The sequence below is a fragment of the Nonomuraea sp. NPDC048881 genome (assembly GCF_040649795.1).
GTDB lineage: Bacteria > Actinomycetota > Actinomycetes > Streptosporangiales > Streptosporangiaceae > Nonomuraea.
Window position 1 is genome coordinate 345,633 of record NZ_JBEZGC010000004.1, and the last position, 16,846, is coordinate 362,478.

Genomic DNA, 16,846 nt, shown 5'->3' on the forward strand with positions numbered 1-16,846 from the left:
CGGAAGTGACCGCGATTGCCCCTACCTTTGTCCCCATGGATCCCCTCATCTCCCAGCGCGCGCTCAACCGGGCCACGCTCGACCGGCAGCTGCTGCTGCGCCGCGGCGGCGGCAGCGTACAGGAGGTCGTCGAGCGGCTCGGCGGCCTCCAGGCCCAGACCCCCCACACCTGGTACGTCGGCCTGTGGAACCGCATCGAGGGGCTCAAGCCCGAGGACGTCTCCGGCCTGCTGGCCGGCCGCGAGCTGGTGCGGATCGCGTTGCAGCGCTCCACCATCCACCTGGTCACCGCCCGCGACTGCCTGGCCATGCGGCCGCTGCTGCAGGCCGTCACCGAGCGCATGACCCGTACGACGTTCGGCAAGCGGCTGGCGGGCGTCGACCTGGACGAGCTGGCCGCGACCGGCCGGGCGCTGCTGGAGGAGCGTGCGATGACCTTCGCCGACCTCGGGCGGGCGCTGGCCGAGCGGTGGCCGGAGCACGACCAGCACGCGCTCGGCCAGGGCGTGCGCTGGCTGCTGCCGCTGGTCCAGGTGCCGCCGCGCGGGCTGTGGGGCAGGAGCGGGCCGGTCGCGCACACCACCGCCGAGTCGTGGCTGGGCCCGGCGCAGGCGCCGCCGATGACGCCCGCCGAGCTGGTCCGGCGCTACCTGGCCGCCTTCGGCCCGGCCTCGGTGCAGGACGCGCAGACCTGGTCGGGCCTGACCAGGCTGGGCGAGGTCGTCGAGTCCATGGACCTGGTCCGCTTCAGGGACGCCGCCGGCCGCACCCTGTACGACCTGCCGGAGGCCGTCCGGCCGGCGGAGGACGTCCCGGCGCCGGTGCGGCTGATGTACGACTTCGACAACCTGTTCCTGTCGCACGCCGACCGCTCGCGGGTGATCAGCGAGCGCGGCGCGGCCGTCATGCAGGGGTCGTTCATGGGCACGAACGTGATCCCCCGGATCATCCTGGTGGACGGCGTCACCGCCGGCGACTGGACGGTGACCAGGGCCAAGGGCGTCTCCACGCTGAACGTCCACCAGTGGACGCCGATCGCCGAGCCGGACGAGGTCGAGCGGGAGGCGCGGCTGCTGCTGGAGTTCCTCGCCCCCGACGACGAGCACGACGTCTCAGTCCTTGACCGCCCCTCCAAGCCCTGACACGAGCCGCCGCTGCACCGCCACGAAGAAGATCAGCACGGGGATCGTCATCAGCGTCGAGGCGGCCATGATCCCGCCCCAGTCGTTCTCGTCGGGCTTGAAGAAGACGAGCAGCGCCGCGGGCAGGGTCTGGTTGTCCTTGGCCGAGACGATGAAGGTGCGCGCGAAGACGAAGTCGTTCCAGGTGGTGATGAAGGAGAACACGCTGGTCGCCACCAGGCCGGGCGCGACCAGCGGGAACAGGATGCGCCACAGCACGGTCGCGCGTCCGGCCCCGTCGATCATCGCCGCCTCCTCCAGCGCCTCCGGCACCCCGGCGACGAACCCGCGCAGCATCCAGATCGCGAACGGCAGCGTGAAGGCGAGCTGCACCACCACCAGCGAGGCCAGCGTGTTGAGCAGGCCCAGGTCCCGGACCACGAAGAACAGCGGGATCGTCAGCGCCTCGACCGGCACCATCTGCGCGACCAGGAACATGATCAGCACGGTCGTCCTGAACCGGAAGGCGAACCGGGTCACGGCCACCGCCGCGAGGAAGGCGACCCCGGCCGACAGCACCACCACGACGAGCGCCACGATCGCGCTGTTGAGCAGGTAGCGGGCGAAGTTCTCCCCGGTCAGCACCCGGACGAAGTTGTCCAGCGTCGGGTGCGAGGTCCAGGGCCTGACCTCCAGCGACTGGATCTCCCCGGCGGGCTTGAGCGCCGACAGCACCATCCAGTAGAGCGGGAACGCGGTGAGCAGGGCGACCGCCAGCGCGACCGCGTCGGGCAGAAGACGTCGTCGGTTCACAGGCGTTCCCCACTGCGCCGCAGCGCCCGGATGTAGAACAGGGTGATCACCAGCAGGATCAGCGTCATGACGACGGCGACGGCCGAGCCGAGGCCGTACTCGGAGGAGCCGAAGGCGATCTGGTAGGCGTAGACGTTGAGCACGGTGTTCTGCCCGGCCACGCCGCCGCCGTTGGTCATCACGTAGATCTGGGTGAAGAGCTTGAAGTCCCAGATGACCGACTGGATGACCACGATCGTGACCAGCGGCCGCAACATCGGCACGATGATCCGCCAGAACCCCTGCCAGGCCGAGGCGCCGTCGAGGGCGGCCGCCTCCAGCACCGAGGCGGGGACGGCCCGGATGCCCGCGTACAGGGTGATCATCACCAGCGGGAACGAGTGCCACACGACCGTCGCGCCGACCACGCCGAAGGTGACCCACCGGTCGTAGAACCAGTTGAACCCGTCGGTCCCGAGCACCTGGTTGACCAGGCCGAGGTCGGCGTCGAACAGGAACATCCACACGGTGGAGCCGGTCATCGCGGGGGCCGCCCACGCGCCGAGCGCGGCCAGCGACAGGGCCGTCCGCGGCAGCGGCCCGGTCCTGGTCAGCAGCACGGCCAGGGCCGCGCCGACCGCCAGCGTCGTGACGACCAGCGCCGCCGCGAACCCCACGGTCTGGGCCAGCACCTCCCAGAACCGCCGGTCGCCGAGCAGCGCGGCGTAGTTGCCGAAGCCGACGAACGTGCTCGGCTGCCCGCCGCTGACCTGCGCCTGCCGGTAGTCGAAGACCGACAGCAGGCCCAGCATGTAGACCGGATAGCCGAACATGGGGACCAGCACGGCCGCCGCGGGCAGCAGGTAGAGCCAGGGGCGCCCGCGGCGGACGGTCGTACCTCGGCTCACGAGCGGCCGAAGGCCGTCTTGACGGCCGCGGCCGCCTCGGCGGTGGCCTGCTCGACGGTGGACTGCCCGGTCGCGACCTTCTGCAGCATCGTGGGGATGACCTTGCCGTTGTCGATCTTCACCCAGGCGGGGTCGATCGGCACGAACCGGGTGCCCTTGGCCACCGTGTCCAGGAACGGCCGGACGAACGGGTCCTTGGCCACCAGCTCGTCGCGGGCCGAGGTGAGCGTCGGCAGGTTGCCCATCGCGTCGTACATCTTGGCCTGGTACGCCTTGCCGCCCAGCAGCTTGACGAAGTCCGCGGCCAGGGTGCGGTGACCGGCGTTCTTCAGCACGCCCAGGTTGTTGCCGCCGGCGAAGGCGGGCGCGATCGAGCCCTCGGCCGCGCCGGGCAGCGGGACGACGGCGTACTTGCCGGCCGCCGCGCCGGCGTCCACGGCCGAGCGGCTGAAGTTGCCGAGTATGCCCATCGCGGCCTTGCCGCCGGCGAACAGCTCGACCGTCTTGCCGCCGGTCAGCGAGACGCACGCCTGCGGCGGGCAGACCTCGTCGGTCAGCAGGTCCGTGTACGCCTTGACGCCCTTGCGCGACTGCGGCGAGTCGAGCGAGGTGATGTCGCCGCCGGCGTCCCAGACGAAGGGCAGGGCGCCGAAGGTGTACTCGCCGCCGACGGCTATGCCGTACAGGTCGGGCTTCTTCCTGCGGATCGTGCGGGCGGCCTCGGTCAGGGCGCCGATGGACGTGGGCGGTTTCAGGCCCAGCTCGTCGAAGACGTCGGTGCGGTAGTAGAGGGCCCGGATGCCGATGAACCAGGGCAGGCCGTACTGCTTGCCCTGGACGGAGGCCGACTTGACCAGGTCGGGGGTCAGGTCCAGGCCCTTCAGGTCGGCGGTGAGGTCGGCGAAGCCACCGGCGGCGGCGTACTCGGCGAGGTCGGTGTTGCCGTACTCGGCGACGTCCGGGGAGCTGGCCGGGTCGTTGAAGGCGCCCTTGAACTTCTCGTGCCGGGCGGGCGTGGTGGGGATGTAGGTGACCTCGACCTTGACGTCCGCGTGCGCGGCGGTGAACTCCTTGATCGCCTCGTTGACGACCTTGTCCTTGGGGGCCCGGTTGGGCTCGTCGAAGAGCCAGACGCGCAGCGTCCCCGTCCGCTCGTCGCCGCCGCCGGAGGCGGGAGCGGTCGAGGGGGCGCAGGCGGCCAGCGTGAGCAGGGCCGTTCCGGCCGCGGCAAAGTAAAGAAACTTCACTATTACCTCCTGCGCAGACACTAGGAATTCGCCCTGGAGTCGAGAAGACCTGTCAGGAGATGTTGTGCAGTGCACAACAGCGTGCTGCATTTCGCGAAATTTCATCGAATATGGTGACTTGCGTGCCTGACCGCAACCAGTCCGCCTCGCTTCGGCGCGCCCTGGCCGTCCTGGACCACGTACGCGGCCACACCGGCCTGTCGCTCACCCAGCTCGCCGAGGCCGTGGGCCTGTCCAAGAGCACGGTGCTGCGGCTGACCGTCCCGCTCGTGGAGGCCAGGCTGCTCGAACGCGACCGCAGGACCGGGGCGTACCGGCTGGGGCACGGCACCCTCCAGCTCGGGCAGGCGTACCTGGCCACGCTGGACCTGCGCGCGGTCGCCGCCGAGGAGTCGCACCGGCTGATGAGCGAGGTGCGCGAGACCGTCCACCTGGTCGTCTACGACCACCCGCACGTCGTCTACATCGACAAGGTGGAGAACGAGACGAACGTGCGCATGGCCTCGCGCATCGGCAGCCGCGGCCCGGTGCACGCCACGGCGGTGGGCAAGGCGATCCTGGCCTGGCAGCCGGAGGAGGCGCTGGCCGGGCTGGCGCTCGACCCGATCACCAAGCACACCATCACCGACCCCGACCGGCTGCGCGCCGAACTGACCCACGTCCGGCGGCGCGGCTACGCGGTGGACGACCGCGAGAACGAGCCCGAGGTGCGCTGCGTCGCCGCGCCGATCTTCAACCACAACGACGCCGTCGTCGCCGCCGTCTCGGTCTCCGGGCTCACCTCGCGGATCACCGCCGCGCGGGTGCGGGAGCTCGGGCCGCTGGTGGCCGGGGCGGCGTCGCGGATCTCCAGAAAGCTGGGCAGGCCGACCACATGACCGAACTGGTGACCTTCGGCGAGACCATGGCGCTGTTCGGCGCCCGGCGTACCGGGCCGCTGCGCTTCGCCCGCGACTTCGACCTGGGCCTCGGCGGCGCCGAGTCGAACGTGGCGATCGGCGTGACCCGGCTCGGCCACCGGGCGACGTGGGCCGGACGCGTGGGCGACGACGAGTTCGGCGACCTGATCCGGGCCACGCTCGCCGGCGAGGGCGTGGACGTGCGCGCGGTCACCGACCCGGACGCCCCCACCGGGCTGATGATCAAGGGCCGGCGCACGGCCGACCTCGTGGACGTGCGGTACTACCGCAAGGACAGCGCCGGCTCCCGGCTGCGACCGGCCGACCTGGATCCGGCGCTGATCTCCTCGGCCCGCGTGCTGCACGTCTCCGCGATCACCCCGGCGCTGTCGGCGTCGGCCCGGGAGACCGTGGCGCACGCCATCGCCGTGGCGCGGGCGGCCGGCGTGCTCGTCTCGCTGGACGTCAACTACCGGCGGGCCCTGTGGACGGCGCAGGAGGCGGGCGCCTGGCTGCGCGAGACGATCGGCGGCGTGGACGTGCTGTTCGCGACCGTGCCGGAGGGGCGCCTGGTCGCCGACGTCGAGGACCCGGCGGAGCTGGCCAAGGCGCTGGCCGCGCTCGGGCCCTCGTACGTGCTGGTCAAGTCGGGGTCGGCGGGCGCGCTGGAGCTGTCCGGCGGGGTGCTGCGGCGGGCGCGGCCGTACCGGGTGACCGAGGTGGACCCGGTGGGCGCCGGGGACGCGTTCGCGGCCGGCTGGCTGGCGGACTGGCTGGCCGGGGCCGCTCCGGAACGGCGGCTGGACAGCGCCTGCGCGGCGGGCGCGTTCGCGGTGACCTCGCAGGGCGACTGGGAGAGCCTGCCCCGCCGGTCCGACCTGGGCCTGCTCGGCCGGGCCGCCGACGACGTGAGCAGGTAGCCGCCCGAGGACGAGGTTTTGCCCGTTTTCGACCCGTTCTTGAGGGCAGCCGGGGAAGATCTCGTCCGGGGAGAGGAACAGTGCGATGACAGACGTCTCCAGCAAGGGTCCGCAGTCGAACGACGAGCGCGAGGTGCTCACCAACCGACAAGGGCATCCCGTCTACGACAACCAGAACCAGCGGACGGTCGGCCCGCGCGGACCGGCCACGCTGGAGAACTACCAGTTCCTGGAGAAGATCAGTCACTTCGACCGCGAACGCATCCCCGAACGGGTGGTGCACGCCAGGGGCGCGCTGAGCTACGGCTACTTCGAGGCGTACGGCAAGATCGGCGACGAGCCGGTCAGCCGCTACACCAGGGCCAAGCTGTTCCAGGAGGCCGGCAAGCGCACCGACGTGGCGCTGCGCTTCTCCACCGTGATCGGCGGCCGGGACTCCGCCGAGACCGCCCGCGACCCGCGCGGCTTCGCGATCAAGTTCTACACCGAGGACGGCAACTGGGACCTGGTGGGCAACAACCTGGCCGTCTTCTTCATCAGGGACGCCATCAAGTTCCCCGACGTCATCCACTCGCTCAAGCCCGACCCGGTGACCTTCCGGCAGGACCCGAACCGCATCTTCGATTTCATGTCCCAGACGCCCGAGTCGATGCACATGCTGGTCAACCTGTTCAGCCCGCGCGGCATCCCCGCCGACTACCGGCACATGCAGGGATTCGGCGTGAACACCTACAAGTGGGTCAACCAGCAGGGCGAGACGTTCCTGGTCAAGTACCACTGGATGCCCAAGCAGGGCGTGCGCAGCATGACCGCGGCGGACGCGGCGGTCGTCCAGGCGGGCGACCTCGGGCACGCGACGAAGGACCTGCACGACGCCATCGAGCGCGGCGACTACCCCGAGTGGGAGCTGCTGGTCCAGCTGATGACCGACGAGGAGCACCCCGAGCTGGACTTCGACCCGCTCGACGACACCAAGGTGTGGCCGGAGAACGAGTTCCCGGCCAGGCCGGTCGGCCGCCTGGTGCTCAACCGCAACGTCGAGAACCAGTTCGCCGAGAACGAGCAGGCCGCCTTCGGCACCGGCGTCCTGGTGGACGGCCTGGACTTCTCCGACGACAAGATGCTGGTCGGCCGGACGTTCTCCTACAGCGACACCCAGCGCTACCGGGTGGGCCCGAACTACCTGCAACTCCCGGTCAACCAGGCCAGGAACGCGCCCATCAGGACCAACCAGCGCGACGGCCAGATGGCGTATTTCGTCGACACCGGCGGTGAGGACCCGCACATCAACTACGAGCCCTCGCTGCGCGGCGGCCTGCGCGAGGCCGAGTACCCGACCCTCGACGAGGAGGGCCCGGTCATCAGCGGCCGGCTCATGCGCAGGCGCATCCCGCGGACCAACGACTACAAGCAGGCCGGCCAGCGCTACCTGCTCATGGAGCAGTGGGAGCGCGACGACCTGGTGCACAACTTCGTCGACGCGCTCAGCCAGTGCGACCGGCGCATCCAGGAGCGCATGGTCTGGCACTTCCTGCTCGTGGAGGACGACCTCGGCCTGCGCGTCGGCGAGGGCCTCGGCATCACCCCGGACGACGTCGCCCACCTGGAGCCGCTGGCGAGCCAGGACCTCACCGACGAGGACCGGGAGCGCCTGGTCAAGCTCGGGCGCAACGGGCCGCGCGACGTGGAGGGCCTGAAGATGACCCACTGCGTGCCGAACGAGCGGGCCGCCCACGCCGACGGCCTGTGAAAGGCGGCCCCTGACCCGCGGCGTCCGAGCGGCGGCTACAGCAGCCCGGCGGCGGCCAGCAGCTTGCCGACCCGGCCGGTCTCGTCGTCGTTCAGCGGGATCTGCGGCAGCGCGGTGAGCGGGCAGTCGATGACGCCCCGCAGGTGCAGGGCGGCCTTGAACGCGCCCAGCCCCGCCGAGCTGCCGCCCATGCGGCCCGCGCCGACCCGGACGATCTCGAACAGCCTGACCAGGCGTTCCTGCTCGGCCCTGGCCGCCGCCCAGTCGCCGCGGGTGGCGGCCCGGTACAGCTCGGCGTACCCGTGGGGGTCCACGTTGCCGAGGCCGGGCACGACGCCGTCGGCGCCCATCCACAGCGCGGAGTCCACGGTCACCTCCGACCCGGTGAGCACGCTGAACGGCGCCCGGCGGCCCAGGATGACCTGGCGCAGCCCGCCGTCGTCGCCGCTGGAGTCCTTGACCCCGGCGAGCGCGCCCTCCGCGGCCAGGTCGAGCAGCAGGTCGGCGCTCAGCTTGGTGTGCACGCTGACCGGCAGGTCGTAGGCGTAGACCGGCAGGCCGCCGCGGGCGGCGATCGTCCGGAAGTGGGTGCGGATCTCCTCGGGATGGGTGCGCGTGTAGAACGGCGCGGTCGCCACCAGCCCGGACGCCCCCGCCGCCGCCGCGACGCGGGCGTGTTCGAGCACCCGCGGCGTGGTCATGTCGATCACCCCGGCCAGCACCGGCACCTGGCCGCCGACGTGCCCGACGACCGTGTCCAGCACCACCCGCCGCTGGGCGTCGGTCAGGTAGGCCACCTCCGAGGAGGAGCCGAGCACGAACAGCGCGTCCACCCCGCCCTCCAGCAGGTGGTCCACCAGCCGGGTCAGGGAGGCGGCGTCCACCTCGTGGCCGGGGGTGAACGGGGTGCAGACCGGGGGGATCACGCCGGTCACCGTCGCGGCCCCGGCGACATCGGGATCTGTCATGAGTGCTCCTGGATCAGCTCTAGGTCGGTGGCTCCGGCCGCCACCGGGTGGTGGCAGTGGAAGAGGTGGTCGTCCCCGGCCCGCGTGGCGGCGGGCATCTCGGCCGCGCACAGATCGTCGGCCCGCCAGCACCGGGTGCGGAACGGGCAGCCGCTCGGCGGCCTGGTGGCCGACGGCACCGCGCCGACCAGCGGGATCGGGGTGATGGGCGAGATCAGCCCGGGGGTGGCCGAGAACAGCGCCCGCGTGTACGGATGCCTGGCCCGCCCCGGCACCGACCGCGCGGGCGTCTGCTCGACGATCCTGCCCAGGTACATGGTGACCACGCGGTCGCTCATCCGGCGCACGGTCTGGATGTCGTGCGAGATGAACACCATCGCCAGCCCGAGCCGGTCCTTGAGGTCGAGCAGCAGGTTGAGGATCTGGGCGCGGACCGACACGTCCAGGGCGCTGGTGGGCTCGTCGGCGACGACCAGCCGCGGTTCGAGCGCGAGCGCCCTGGCCACGGCCACCCGCTGCCGCTGACCGCCGGAGAGCTGGCCGGGCAGCGCGCCGGCGACGCCGGCGGGCAGGCCGACCAGGTCCAGCAGCTCGCGCACGCGGGCCTCGCGCTCGCCGGGGGTGCCCCGGCGGTGCACGTCGAGCGGGTCGCGCAGGATCCGCCCGACCGGCAGCCGCCGGTTGAGCGCCGTGGACGGGTCCTGGAAGATCAGCCCGACGCCGCCGCCGACGAGCGCGCGCCGCTCGTCCTGCTTCAGCGTCCACAGGTCGCGGCCGTTCAGGCGCACGTTGCCCGAGGTCGGCCGCTGCAGCCCGACCAGCACCTTGGCCAGCGTGGACTTCCCGCAGCCCGACTCGCCCACGATCCCGACGGTCTCGCCGGGCGCGACGGTCAGCGAGGCGGCGGTCAGGGCGTGCACGCGGTCCCGCGCGAACAGCCCTCCCGAGCGGGCCTTGTGCACGACGTGCACGTCGTTCAGCTCAAGCACGTGTCTCACTCCCTGCGAGTTCGACCGCCGGGTGGTGGCAGGCCACCGCGTGCCGCCTGGCCTCTCCGGCCAGCACCGGGGTCTGCGTACGGCACACGCCGGTGGCCATCGGGCACCGGTCGGCGAACCTGCATCCGGCCGGGAAGTCGGCGGGCGCGGGCACCACGCCGGGGATCTGGGTCAGCCGCTCGGCCCCCGACTCCAGCGACAACACCGAGCCGAGCAGCCCCCGCGCGTAGTGGTGGGCGGGCTCGCCGACCAGGGCGGCGGTGGCGCCGGTCTCGACGATCTGGCCGCCGTACATGACGACGACGCGGTCGGTGACGTCGGCGACCAGGGCCAGGTCGTGCGAGACCAGGATCAGCGCGAACCCCAGCTCCTCGCGCAGCCGCAGCAGCAGCTCGATGACCTGCGCCTGGACGGTCACGTCGAGCGCGGTCGTCGGCTCGTCGGCGACGATCAGCTTGGGGTCGCGGGAGAGCGCCATCGCGATCAGCACCCGCTGCCGCTGGCCGCCCGACAGCTCGTGCGGGTAGGCGGACAGGGTGCGGCGGGCGTCGAGTCCGACGAGTTCCAGCAGCTCGGCCGGGGTACGCCGGCCGCCCCTGCGGGTGAGCTGCCTGAGCTGGGCCCTGATGGTCATGGCCGGGTTGAGCGAGGACAGCGCGTCCTGGTAGATCATCGCCATCTCGTGGCCGAGCAGGCGGCGGCGGGCCCGGCGCGGCAGCGCGAGCAGCTCCTTCTGGTCGAAGCGCACGTGGCCGCCGACCCGGGCCTGGCGCGGTTGCAGGCCCATGACGGTCAGGGCGGTCAGCGACTTGCCGCAGCCGGACTCGCCGACCAGGCCGACGACCTCGCCGGGCCAGACCTCGAAGCCGACGCCGTCCACGATGTCCACGCCGGGGTCGAAGCCGATTCTCAGGCGTTCGACGCTGAGGATCGGCTGTCCTTGCGGCAGCGGGCGGGCGCGTCCGGCCAGCCGGCGGGCGGCCTCGGCCAGGCCGGGCAGCTCGACGACCTGGCCGGTGCCGGGGGCGGCCTGCTCGTAGGCGTCGTCCTTCTTGGGGGCGGCCCTGCGGACAGGGGCGGCCCAGGCGTCGGAGATGCCCTCGGACAGGATGTTCAGGGCCAGCACGGTGAGCAGGATCAGCAGGCCGGGGAAGACCGTGGCCCACCAGCCGCCGAGCAGCACCAGGTTCTTGCCGTCGGCGATGACGCTGCCCCACGACGGGTTCGGCGGGCGTACGCCGGCGCCGATGAACGACAGCGACGCCTCGAACACGATCGCGTCGGCCACCATCACCGTGCAGAACACCAGCACGGGCGCCGCGCAGTTGACCGCGACGTGCCTGAGCACGATGTACGGCGTGCGCGCGCCGATGACGCGCTCGGCGGCCACGTAGTCCTCGCCGTACTGGGCGATCACGTTGGCCCGCACGACCCTGGCCACGGACGGCATGTAGAGGAAGGCCATGGCCATGACCAGCACCGGGATGCTGCCGCCGAACACCGCGACCAGCACGGCGGCCAGCGCGATGCCGGGGAAGGCCATGATCACGTCGAGCACGCGCATGACGGTCTCGTCCACCACCCGGCGCGAGGTGGCCGCGACCGCGCCGACGACCGCCCCGGCGACCAGGGCGAGGCCGGTGGCGCCGAGGCCGATGATCAGCGACCAGCGGGCTCCGTACAGAAGCCGGGACAGGATGTCGCGGTTGGCGCTGTCCAGGCCCATCCAGTGCGCGGCCGACGGGCCGCCGCCGGCGGCCTCCTGGAAGTACGGCGAGTGCGGCGCGATCAGCGGCGCGAACAGGGCGGCCAGCACGACAAGGACGACGACGGCGACCGCCGGCCACGACGTCGCGGGCAGCCGCCGGAAGGCGACGCCGGGCCTGCCGGCCAACACGACCAGGCGTTCGGTGAGTCCGCTTCTCATCAGGCGGCACTCCTCAGGCGGGGGTTGACCAGCAGGTAGAGGATGTCGACGACCAGGTTGACCACCATGAAGCCGATCGCGATGGTGAGCACGACGCCCTGCACCACGGCCGGGTCGCCGTCGCGCACCGCGTTGATCATGAGCTGGCCCATGCCGGGCAGGCCGTAGATCGTCTCGATGACCACCGTGCCGCCGATCAGGTAGCCGATGCGCAGGCCGAGCACGGTCAGCGGGTTGATCAGCGCGTTGCGCAGCACGTTGCGGCCGACCACGACGATCATCGGCAGGCCGCTGCCGATCGCGGTGCGCACGTAGTCCCGGTCCAGCTCCTCGACCATCGACGTGCGGATGATGCGGGTGAGCTGGGCGGCGATCGGCAGCGACAACGACAGCGCGGGCAGCGTCATCGACTGCAGCCAGCCGGTGAGGGAGTCGGCGGGGTTGATGTAGCCGCCGGTCGGGAACAGCCCCTCGCCGACCGCCAGCCACTGGATCATCAGCAGCGCCAGCCAGAACGCCGGAGCCGCCACGCCGACCAGCGACACCACCCGGATCGCCTGGTCGGGCCAGCGGTCGCGGAACAGCGCCGCGGTCACGCCGAACACCAGCGAGAGCACGATCGCCACGGCCAGGCCGAGGAACGTGAGCTGCAGGGTCAGCGGCAGCGCGGTCGTCACCGACTCGACGACCGGCTTCTTGGTGAGCACGCTGGTGCCCATGTCGCCCTGGGCGAGGTCGGCGACGAAGCGCACGTACCGCAGCGGCAGCGGGTCCAGCAGGCCGTTCTCCTCCTGGAAACGGTGGATCTGCTCCGCCGTGGGGTTCGCGCCCTGGAAGTAGGCGTACTCGGGCTTGACGCCCGAGAAGCGCATCACGACGAACACGAACGCGACCACGCCCAGGACCAGCGGGATCAGGATGAGGAGCCGCCGCAGCAGCATCCTGAGTACGAGCGTCATGTCCTCTTGGCCTGCAGCAGGTTGATGCCGGGGTACGGCTGGGCGCGGATGCCGGAGAGCTTCTTCGGGTCCCAGGCGGTCATCAGCTCGTTGTGGACGACGGGATAGAGCACGGCCTGCTCGGCGACCAGGTCCAGATATTTGTGGATCTGCTCGCTCTTCTTGGCCTTGTCCGTCTCCTTGGCGGCCGCGTCCATCATGGCGAACAGCTTCTCGGCGTCCTTGCTGCCGTCCCAGTGGCTGTACTTCATCCACAGGCCGCCGGGCACGTAGTTGTAGTGCAGGATCAGGTCGGCGTCCATGCCGAACTGGTTGGGGTTTGAGGCCGCCGCGACCACCTGGTAGTCCTGGAACTGGTCCATCTTGGTGAACAGCGCGGCCGTGTCCTGCGGCTCCAGCGTGGTCTTGACCCCGACCGCCTCCCAGGAGGCGGCGATGGTGGGCAGGCAGTCGGCGATCCAGCTCACGTTGACGGCCATGAGGTTGACCGTCAGGTTCGTCACGCCCGCCTCCTTCAGCAGCGCCCTGGCCTTGTCGGGGTCGTAGTCGTAGACGACCGAGGCGCGCCGGTGGTCGGGGTGGCCCTCGTTGAGGAAGGAGCTGGAGGCCGTGCCGTGGCCCTTGAGCGCCACGTCGATCATCTTCTGCTTGTCGATGGCGTAGTGCAGCGCCTGGCGGACGCGTACGTCGTCGAAGGGCTTGGCGGCGGTGTTGAACATCAGGAACATGTGGTTCATGCCCTTGCCGCCCTCGACCGTGAGGCCCTGCTGCTTGAGCTGGTCGACGTTGGCGTACGGGATGTTGTCGGCGATCTGCGCCTCGGCCGAGCCGCCGGAGATCTTGGCCACCCGGGCGGAGGCGTCCACGATGGTCAGCCAGTTCATCTTCTTGACGGTGGCCGGGCGGGGGCCGTTGTAGCCGTCGAACGCCTCGAAGGAGGTGTTGGATTTGGGGTTGTGCGCCGCCTGCTTGTACGGCCCGGAGCCGACCGCCATGCCGCTCTTGGCCTTGTCCCACGCGCCCGGCTGGCTGAACACGTGCTTCGGCATGATCTTGGCGATGGTCAGCCGGGGCGCCGCGTCGGGGAAGGGGAACTTCAGGACCAGTTCCACGGTCCGGTCGTCCACCTTCTTCACCTCCTGGAGCCAGGGCTTGAAGAAGTTGCCGGTCAGCACGTTGTCGGGGCCGAGGATGCGCTCGAAGGTGAAGACCACGTCGTCGGCGGTGACCGGCTGCCCGTCGTGCCACTTGGCGCCCTCGCGCAGGGCGAACGTCCACGACGTGGCGTCGGCGTCGGCGGGCAGCGCCGTCGCCAGGGCCGGGTAGGGCTCCCGGGTGACCGGGTCGGTGTCGAGCAGCCCTTCGTAGACGTGGCTGATCCCGGCCATCGCGAACGCCGACGCGGTCTGCGTCGGGTCCCAGCTCTGGTCGTTGCCGTAGCCGATGACGGCGGTGATCAGGTCTTTGTTCGATCCGGCGCCGACCGAGCCGGTCGAGGCCGGGCCTCCGGAACAGGCGGAGAGGGTGGCCGCGATGAACGCCGCCGCACCCGTGGCCCCGCTGTAGCGCAGGAAGTCACGGCGGCTGAACTCAGAGCTCACGGATGCCTCCTGGGGGGAACAGGTAGAACGTAGGACATCCCATGTCCTATCTTGTGCGTAACGTGGACGCTAAACGCCAGAGCGTCTTGAGGTCAACAGAGGATTTCCGGAATGTTACCTACGATGAAAGGAAGCTTCATGGCCGCAGTCCCGCGTCCGGCACGTCCCAGCCGGGCCGTCGAGGCCCAGGAGGGCGTCAAGGACCTGATCGTCAGGCGCGGGCTGGTCGCGGGCGACCCGCTGCCCACGGAGTCGGAGCTCATGGAGGAGCTCCAGGTCAGCCGCAACTCCGTCCGGGAGGCACTGAAGGCTCTGCAGGCGGTCGGCATCGTGGACATCCGCCACGGCTTCGGCATGTTCGTGGGCCGGATGTCGCTGGCCGGGCTGGTGGACGAGCTGGCCTTCCACAGCCGCATCACCCTGCAGAACGGCCGCAACCACCTGGCGCACCTCATCGAGATCCGCGAGATCCTGGAGAGCGGGCTCGTCCAGCGGCTCATCGACCTCGGCCCGGAGGCCGACCTCGCCCCGGTGGCCGACGTCATGGCCCGCATGGACCACGAGTCGCAGGTCGGCGAGGTCTCCCCCGAGACCGACCGGCTCTTCCACGACCTGCTCTACCGGCCGCTCGGCAACCCGCTGGTCAGCCAGCTCCTCGGCGCCTTCTGGGACGTCTACCACCAGCTCCGCGACCACCTCGGCGCCCCCGACGAGCCGCCCGGCGACGTGGCCAGGCGGCACCGCGACATCTACGCCGCGGTGCTGGCCGGCGACCGGGCCGCCGCGGTGTCGGCCGTGTACGCGCACTTCGACGGCGTGCGCAACCGGCTGGCCCGGCTGGGGGGCTAGTCCGGGTAGCGGGCCACGCGCCTGGCCCAGGGCCGCCGCCATTCCTCGTACCACTCGGCGAACCACGGGTGGGGCGCGGCCAGCGGCACGATGTGGGCGACGGTCTCGTGGTAGTAGCGCTTCTGGAACCGCCAGTGGAGGCGCTGCAACTCCTGCACGTTGCTCACCCGGTCGGCCAGCTTCACCAGCACCGCCTGCGCCGGGGCCTTGGCCAGCGCGGCCAGGTGGTCGGCCTTCGCGCGCCCGGCGGGCCTGGTCACCCAGCGGACGAGCCCGGTCACCTCCGCGCCGAACCGCCGGGCCAGCTCCCGCTCGGTGCACGCGGTGTCCTCCAGCACGTCGTGCAGCACGATCGCGGTCAGCACGTCGGGGTCGCTCACCTGCGCTCCGGCCACCGCCACCTCCAGCGCCTCCAGCAGATGCTCCACGTAGGGCCGCCCGGTGGGACGCTGCTGCACGCCGTGCTGCGTCCGGGCGAAGCGCACCGCCTCGCGCAACCCTGTGACGGTCTGCGACGGGAGCGCCTCGGCCAGGGGGCCGGCGGCCTGGCCCCACGACATCCAGCTCGTGAAGATCTTCATCGGGCTCCTCTCGACGTCCTAGGCTGAGAATATGACCGAGATCGCCGTTCCCGACGGCTCGTGGACGTTCAACGGAGAGATGCTGCGCGTCGTCCCTGGCGGCGACAAGAACGTCCACGAGCTCCGCAAGGTGCTCGGCGAGGTCGCCGTGCCGCTGGAGGCCATCGCGACGTGCGCGTTCGAGCCCGGCCGCAAGGGCGGCCAGCTGCGCCTGCGCCTGCGCTACGGCGCCGACCCCCTGTCCGACCTCGTCGCCGGGTCGCTGGCCGCGCCCGCCGACCCGTACCGGCTGGCGGTGCCCAAGGAGCGCGCCGGCGCGGCCCAGTACTTCGCCGACGAGGTCCGCGACACCCTGGAGATCAACCAGACGCCCAGCGGCCCCTGCGAGCACTACCTGCTCCCCGGCCCCGCCATCCCCGTCTCGGCCACGGCGGGCGACGGCACCGCGATCTTCGACGGCGAGCGCGTACGCCTGGAATGGACGGGTTTCGCCAGCACGGAGAAGGAACGGGCGGGGTCGCAGGAGTTCCCGCTGGCCGAGCTGGTGGGCGTGGAGTGGAAACCGCAGTCCGGCCTCGGCTACGGCACCCTCCGCTTCCGGCTCAAGGGCGACGGGCCCGGCGCGTCCCCGCAGAAGGACCCCCACTGCGTGTCCTGGGGCATCCAGCGCTTCGGCGGCGCGACCGCGCTGGTCGGGGCCGCGGTGCTGGCCCGGCTGCCGCGCGAGCAGCCCGAGGAGCTGGAGCCGGCGGCCTCCGTCGGCGACGCCCACGACGCGGTGCTGCGCCGCCTGGCCGAGCTGGGCGAGCTGCACCGGTCCGGGGTGCTGACCGACGAGGAGTTCGCGGCGGCCAAGCAGGCCATGATCCGCCGGCTCTGACCGGCGACCGGCCGTGACGGCGGACGGCCCGGAGGACGAGCCCCCGGGCCGCGGCCGGTCAGGCGGCTATCGGGTCAGCACCATCAGCGTGAAGAAGCCGGTGTACTGGCAGAAGTACGACAGGTAGGTGCCCTTCGCCTTGAGCTCCTTGCCCTTGGCGATGCACTTGGCCTCACTGCTGTAGTCGCCGTACTTGATCCAGGTGGAGGCGGCGACCGAGGCGGCCGAGGTGGTGGCGGAGGCGGCGGGCGCCGTCACCGCGGTGCACGTCGCGGCCAGGGCGACGGCCGCGACGGAGGTGGCGGCGGCGCGGGTGAGCTTGGACATGGACGTCCCTTCGGGGGTCACGGGGTCATGGCGGAGAAAACTAGATCATTTCCCTCCAGCATGATCATAATCATCCGCCGGCCTAATCGGCTTGGCCGGCGTCCGTCCCCTGTGGGACG

16 protein-coding genes are annotated in these 16,846 nt (G+C 71.4%); 6 read left to right on the forward strand and 10 right to left on the reverse strand.

Annotation, left to right across the window (positions count from 1 at the left end):
* Nucleotides 1–35: 35 nt before the first annotated feature.
* Nucleotides 36–1,142 (forward strand): winged helix DNA-binding domain-containing protein, encoded by a 1,107-nt coding sequence (locus AB0C33_RS16720; protein ID WP_358288341.1) that lies wholly within the window; start codon nt 36–38, stop codon nt 1,140–1,142.
* On the opposite strand, the gene AB0C33_RS16725 is transcribed toward AB0C33_RS16720, so the two are convergent.
* From AB0C33_RS16725 to AB0C33_RS16735, 3 genes are read right to left on the reverse strand one after another with little or no spacing between them, the layout of a single operon-like run.
* On the reverse strand, nt 1,113–1,934 hold the full coding sequence (locus tag AB0C33_RS16725; protein ID WP_358288344.1) for a carbohydrate ABC transporter permease: 822 nt from the start codon (nt 1,932–1,934) through the stop codon (nt 1,113–1,115). The two genes, AB0C33_RS16720 and AB0C33_RS16725, sit on opposite strands and share 30 nt — an antisense overlap.
* Nucleotides 1,931–2,821, reverse strand: coding sequence for a sugar ABC transporter permease (locus tag AB0C33_RS16730; RefSeq protein WP_358288347.1), 891 nt, complete (start codon nt 2,819–2,821; stop codon nt 1,931–1,933). The genes AB0C33_RS16725 and AB0C33_RS16730 overlap by 4 nt, the downstream gene beginning before the upstream one ends.
* The gene (locus AB0C33_RS16735) at nt 2,818–4,068 is read right to left on the reverse strand and encodes an extracellular solute-binding protein (protein ID WP_358288350.1); all 1,251 of its coding nucleotides are present in this window, start codon (nt 4,066–4,068) and stop codon (nt 2,818–2,820) included. The genes AB0C33_RS16730 and AB0C33_RS16735 overlap by 4 nt, the downstream gene beginning before the upstream one ends.
* A 122-nt stretch (nt 4,069–4,190) precedes the next feature.
* On the opposite strand from AB0C33_RS16735, the gene AB0C33_RS16740 reads away from it, so the two are divergent.
* The 3 genes from AB0C33_RS16740 to AB0C33_RS16750 all read left to right on the forward strand — a co-directional run bounded on the left by AB0C33_RS16740 (nt 4,191) and on the right by AB0C33_RS16750 (nt 7,637).
* A complete protein-coding gene (locus AB0C33_RS16740; RefSeq protein WP_352352086.1) occupies nt 4,191–4,946 on the forward strand; it encodes an IclR family transcriptional regulator in 756 nt (251 codons plus the stop codon).
* Nucleotides 4,943–5,887, forward strand: a complete 945-nt coding sequence (locus tag AB0C33_RS16745) for a sugar kinase (RefSeq protein ID WP_358288353.1) — start codon at nt 4,943–4,945, stop codon at nt 5,885–5,887. The genes AB0C33_RS16740 and AB0C33_RS16745 overlap by 4 nt, the downstream gene beginning before the upstream one ends.
* 85 nt (nt 5,888–5,972) lie before the next feature.
* Entirely contained in the window at nt 5,973–7,637 is a 1,665-nt protein-coding gene (locus AB0C33_RS16750; protein ID WP_358288356.1) for a catalase, read from the forward strand.
* Nucleotides 7,638–7,672: 35 nt separating this feature from the next.
* Here AB0C33_RS16750 and AB0C33_RS16755 read toward each other — a convergent pair whose 3' ends face one another.
* Genes AB0C33_RS16755 through AB0C33_RS16775 form a run of 5 tightly spaced genes read right to left on the reverse strand, consistent with a single transcriptional unit; the run spans nt 7,673 to nt 14,090 of the window.
* Complete coding sequence (locus AB0C33_RS16755) at nt 7,673–8,605, reverse strand: dihydrodipicolinate synthase family protein (protein ID WP_358288359.1); 933 nt, start codon at nt 8,603–8,605, stop codon at nt 7,673–7,675.
* Nucleotides 8,602–9,594, reverse strand: a complete 993-nt coding sequence (locus AB0C33_RS16760; protein ID WP_358288362.1) for an ABC transporter ATP-binding protein — start codon at nt 9,592–9,594, stop codon at nt 8,602–8,604. The genes AB0C33_RS16755 and AB0C33_RS16760 overlap by 4 nt, the downstream gene beginning before the upstream one ends.
* On the reverse strand, nt 9,587–11,530 hold the full coding sequence (locus AB0C33_RS16765) for a dipeptide/oligopeptide/nickel ABC transporter permease/ATP-binding protein (protein WP_358288365.1): 1,944 nt from the start codon (nt 11,528–11,530) through the stop codon (nt 9,587–9,589). The genes AB0C33_RS16760 and AB0C33_RS16765 overlap by 8 nt, the downstream gene beginning before the upstream one ends.
* Nucleotides 11,530–12,489, reverse strand: coding sequence for an ABC transporter permease (locus AB0C33_RS16770; RefSeq protein ID WP_357996617.1), 960 nt, complete (start codon nt 12,487–12,489; stop codon nt 11,530–11,532). Before AB0C33_RS16770 ends, AB0C33_RS16765 begins: the two co-directional genes overlap by 1 nt.
* Entirely contained in the window at nt 12,486–14,090 is a 1,605-nt protein-coding gene (locus AB0C33_RS16775) for an ABC transporter substrate-binding protein (RefSeq protein WP_358288368.1), read from the reverse strand. Before AB0C33_RS16775 ends, AB0C33_RS16770 begins: the two co-directional genes overlap by 4 nt.
* A 138-nt stretch (nt 14,091–14,228) precedes the next feature.
* On the opposite strand from AB0C33_RS16775, the gene AB0C33_RS16780 reads away from it, so the two are divergent.
* On the forward strand, nt 14,229–14,939 hold the full coding sequence (locus AB0C33_RS16780; protein WP_358288371.1) for a FadR/GntR family transcriptional regulator: 711 nt from the start codon (nt 14,229–14,231) through the stop codon (nt 14,937–14,939).
* Here the strand turns inward: AB0C33_RS16780 and AB0C33_RS16785 are convergent.
* Nucleotides 14,936–15,520, reverse strand: a complete 585-nt coding sequence (locus AB0C33_RS16785) for an HD domain-containing protein (RefSeq protein WP_358288374.1) — start codon at nt 15,518–15,520, stop codon at nt 14,936–14,938. The genes AB0C33_RS16780 and AB0C33_RS16785 overlap by 4 nt on opposite strands.
* Nucleotides 15,521–15,551: 31 nt before the next feature.
* Between AB0C33_RS16785 and AB0C33_RS16790 the strand changes: the two genes are divergently transcribed.
* Nucleotides 15,552–16,400, forward strand: a complete 849-nt coding sequence (locus AB0C33_RS16790; protein WP_358288377.1) for a DUF4429 domain-containing protein — start codon at nt 15,552–15,554, stop codon at nt 16,398–16,400.
* A 66-nt stretch (nt 16,401–16,466) separates the two neighbouring features.
* Here AB0C33_RS16790 and AB0C33_RS16795 read toward each other — a convergent pair whose 3' ends face one another.
* The gene (locus AB0C33_RS16795; RefSeq protein WP_358288379.1) at nt 16,467–16,727 is read right to left on the reverse strand and encodes a hypothetical protein; all 261 of its coding nucleotides are present in this window, start codon (nt 16,725–16,727) and stop codon (nt 16,467–16,469) included.
* Nucleotides 16,728–16,846 lie beyond the last annotated feature (119 nt).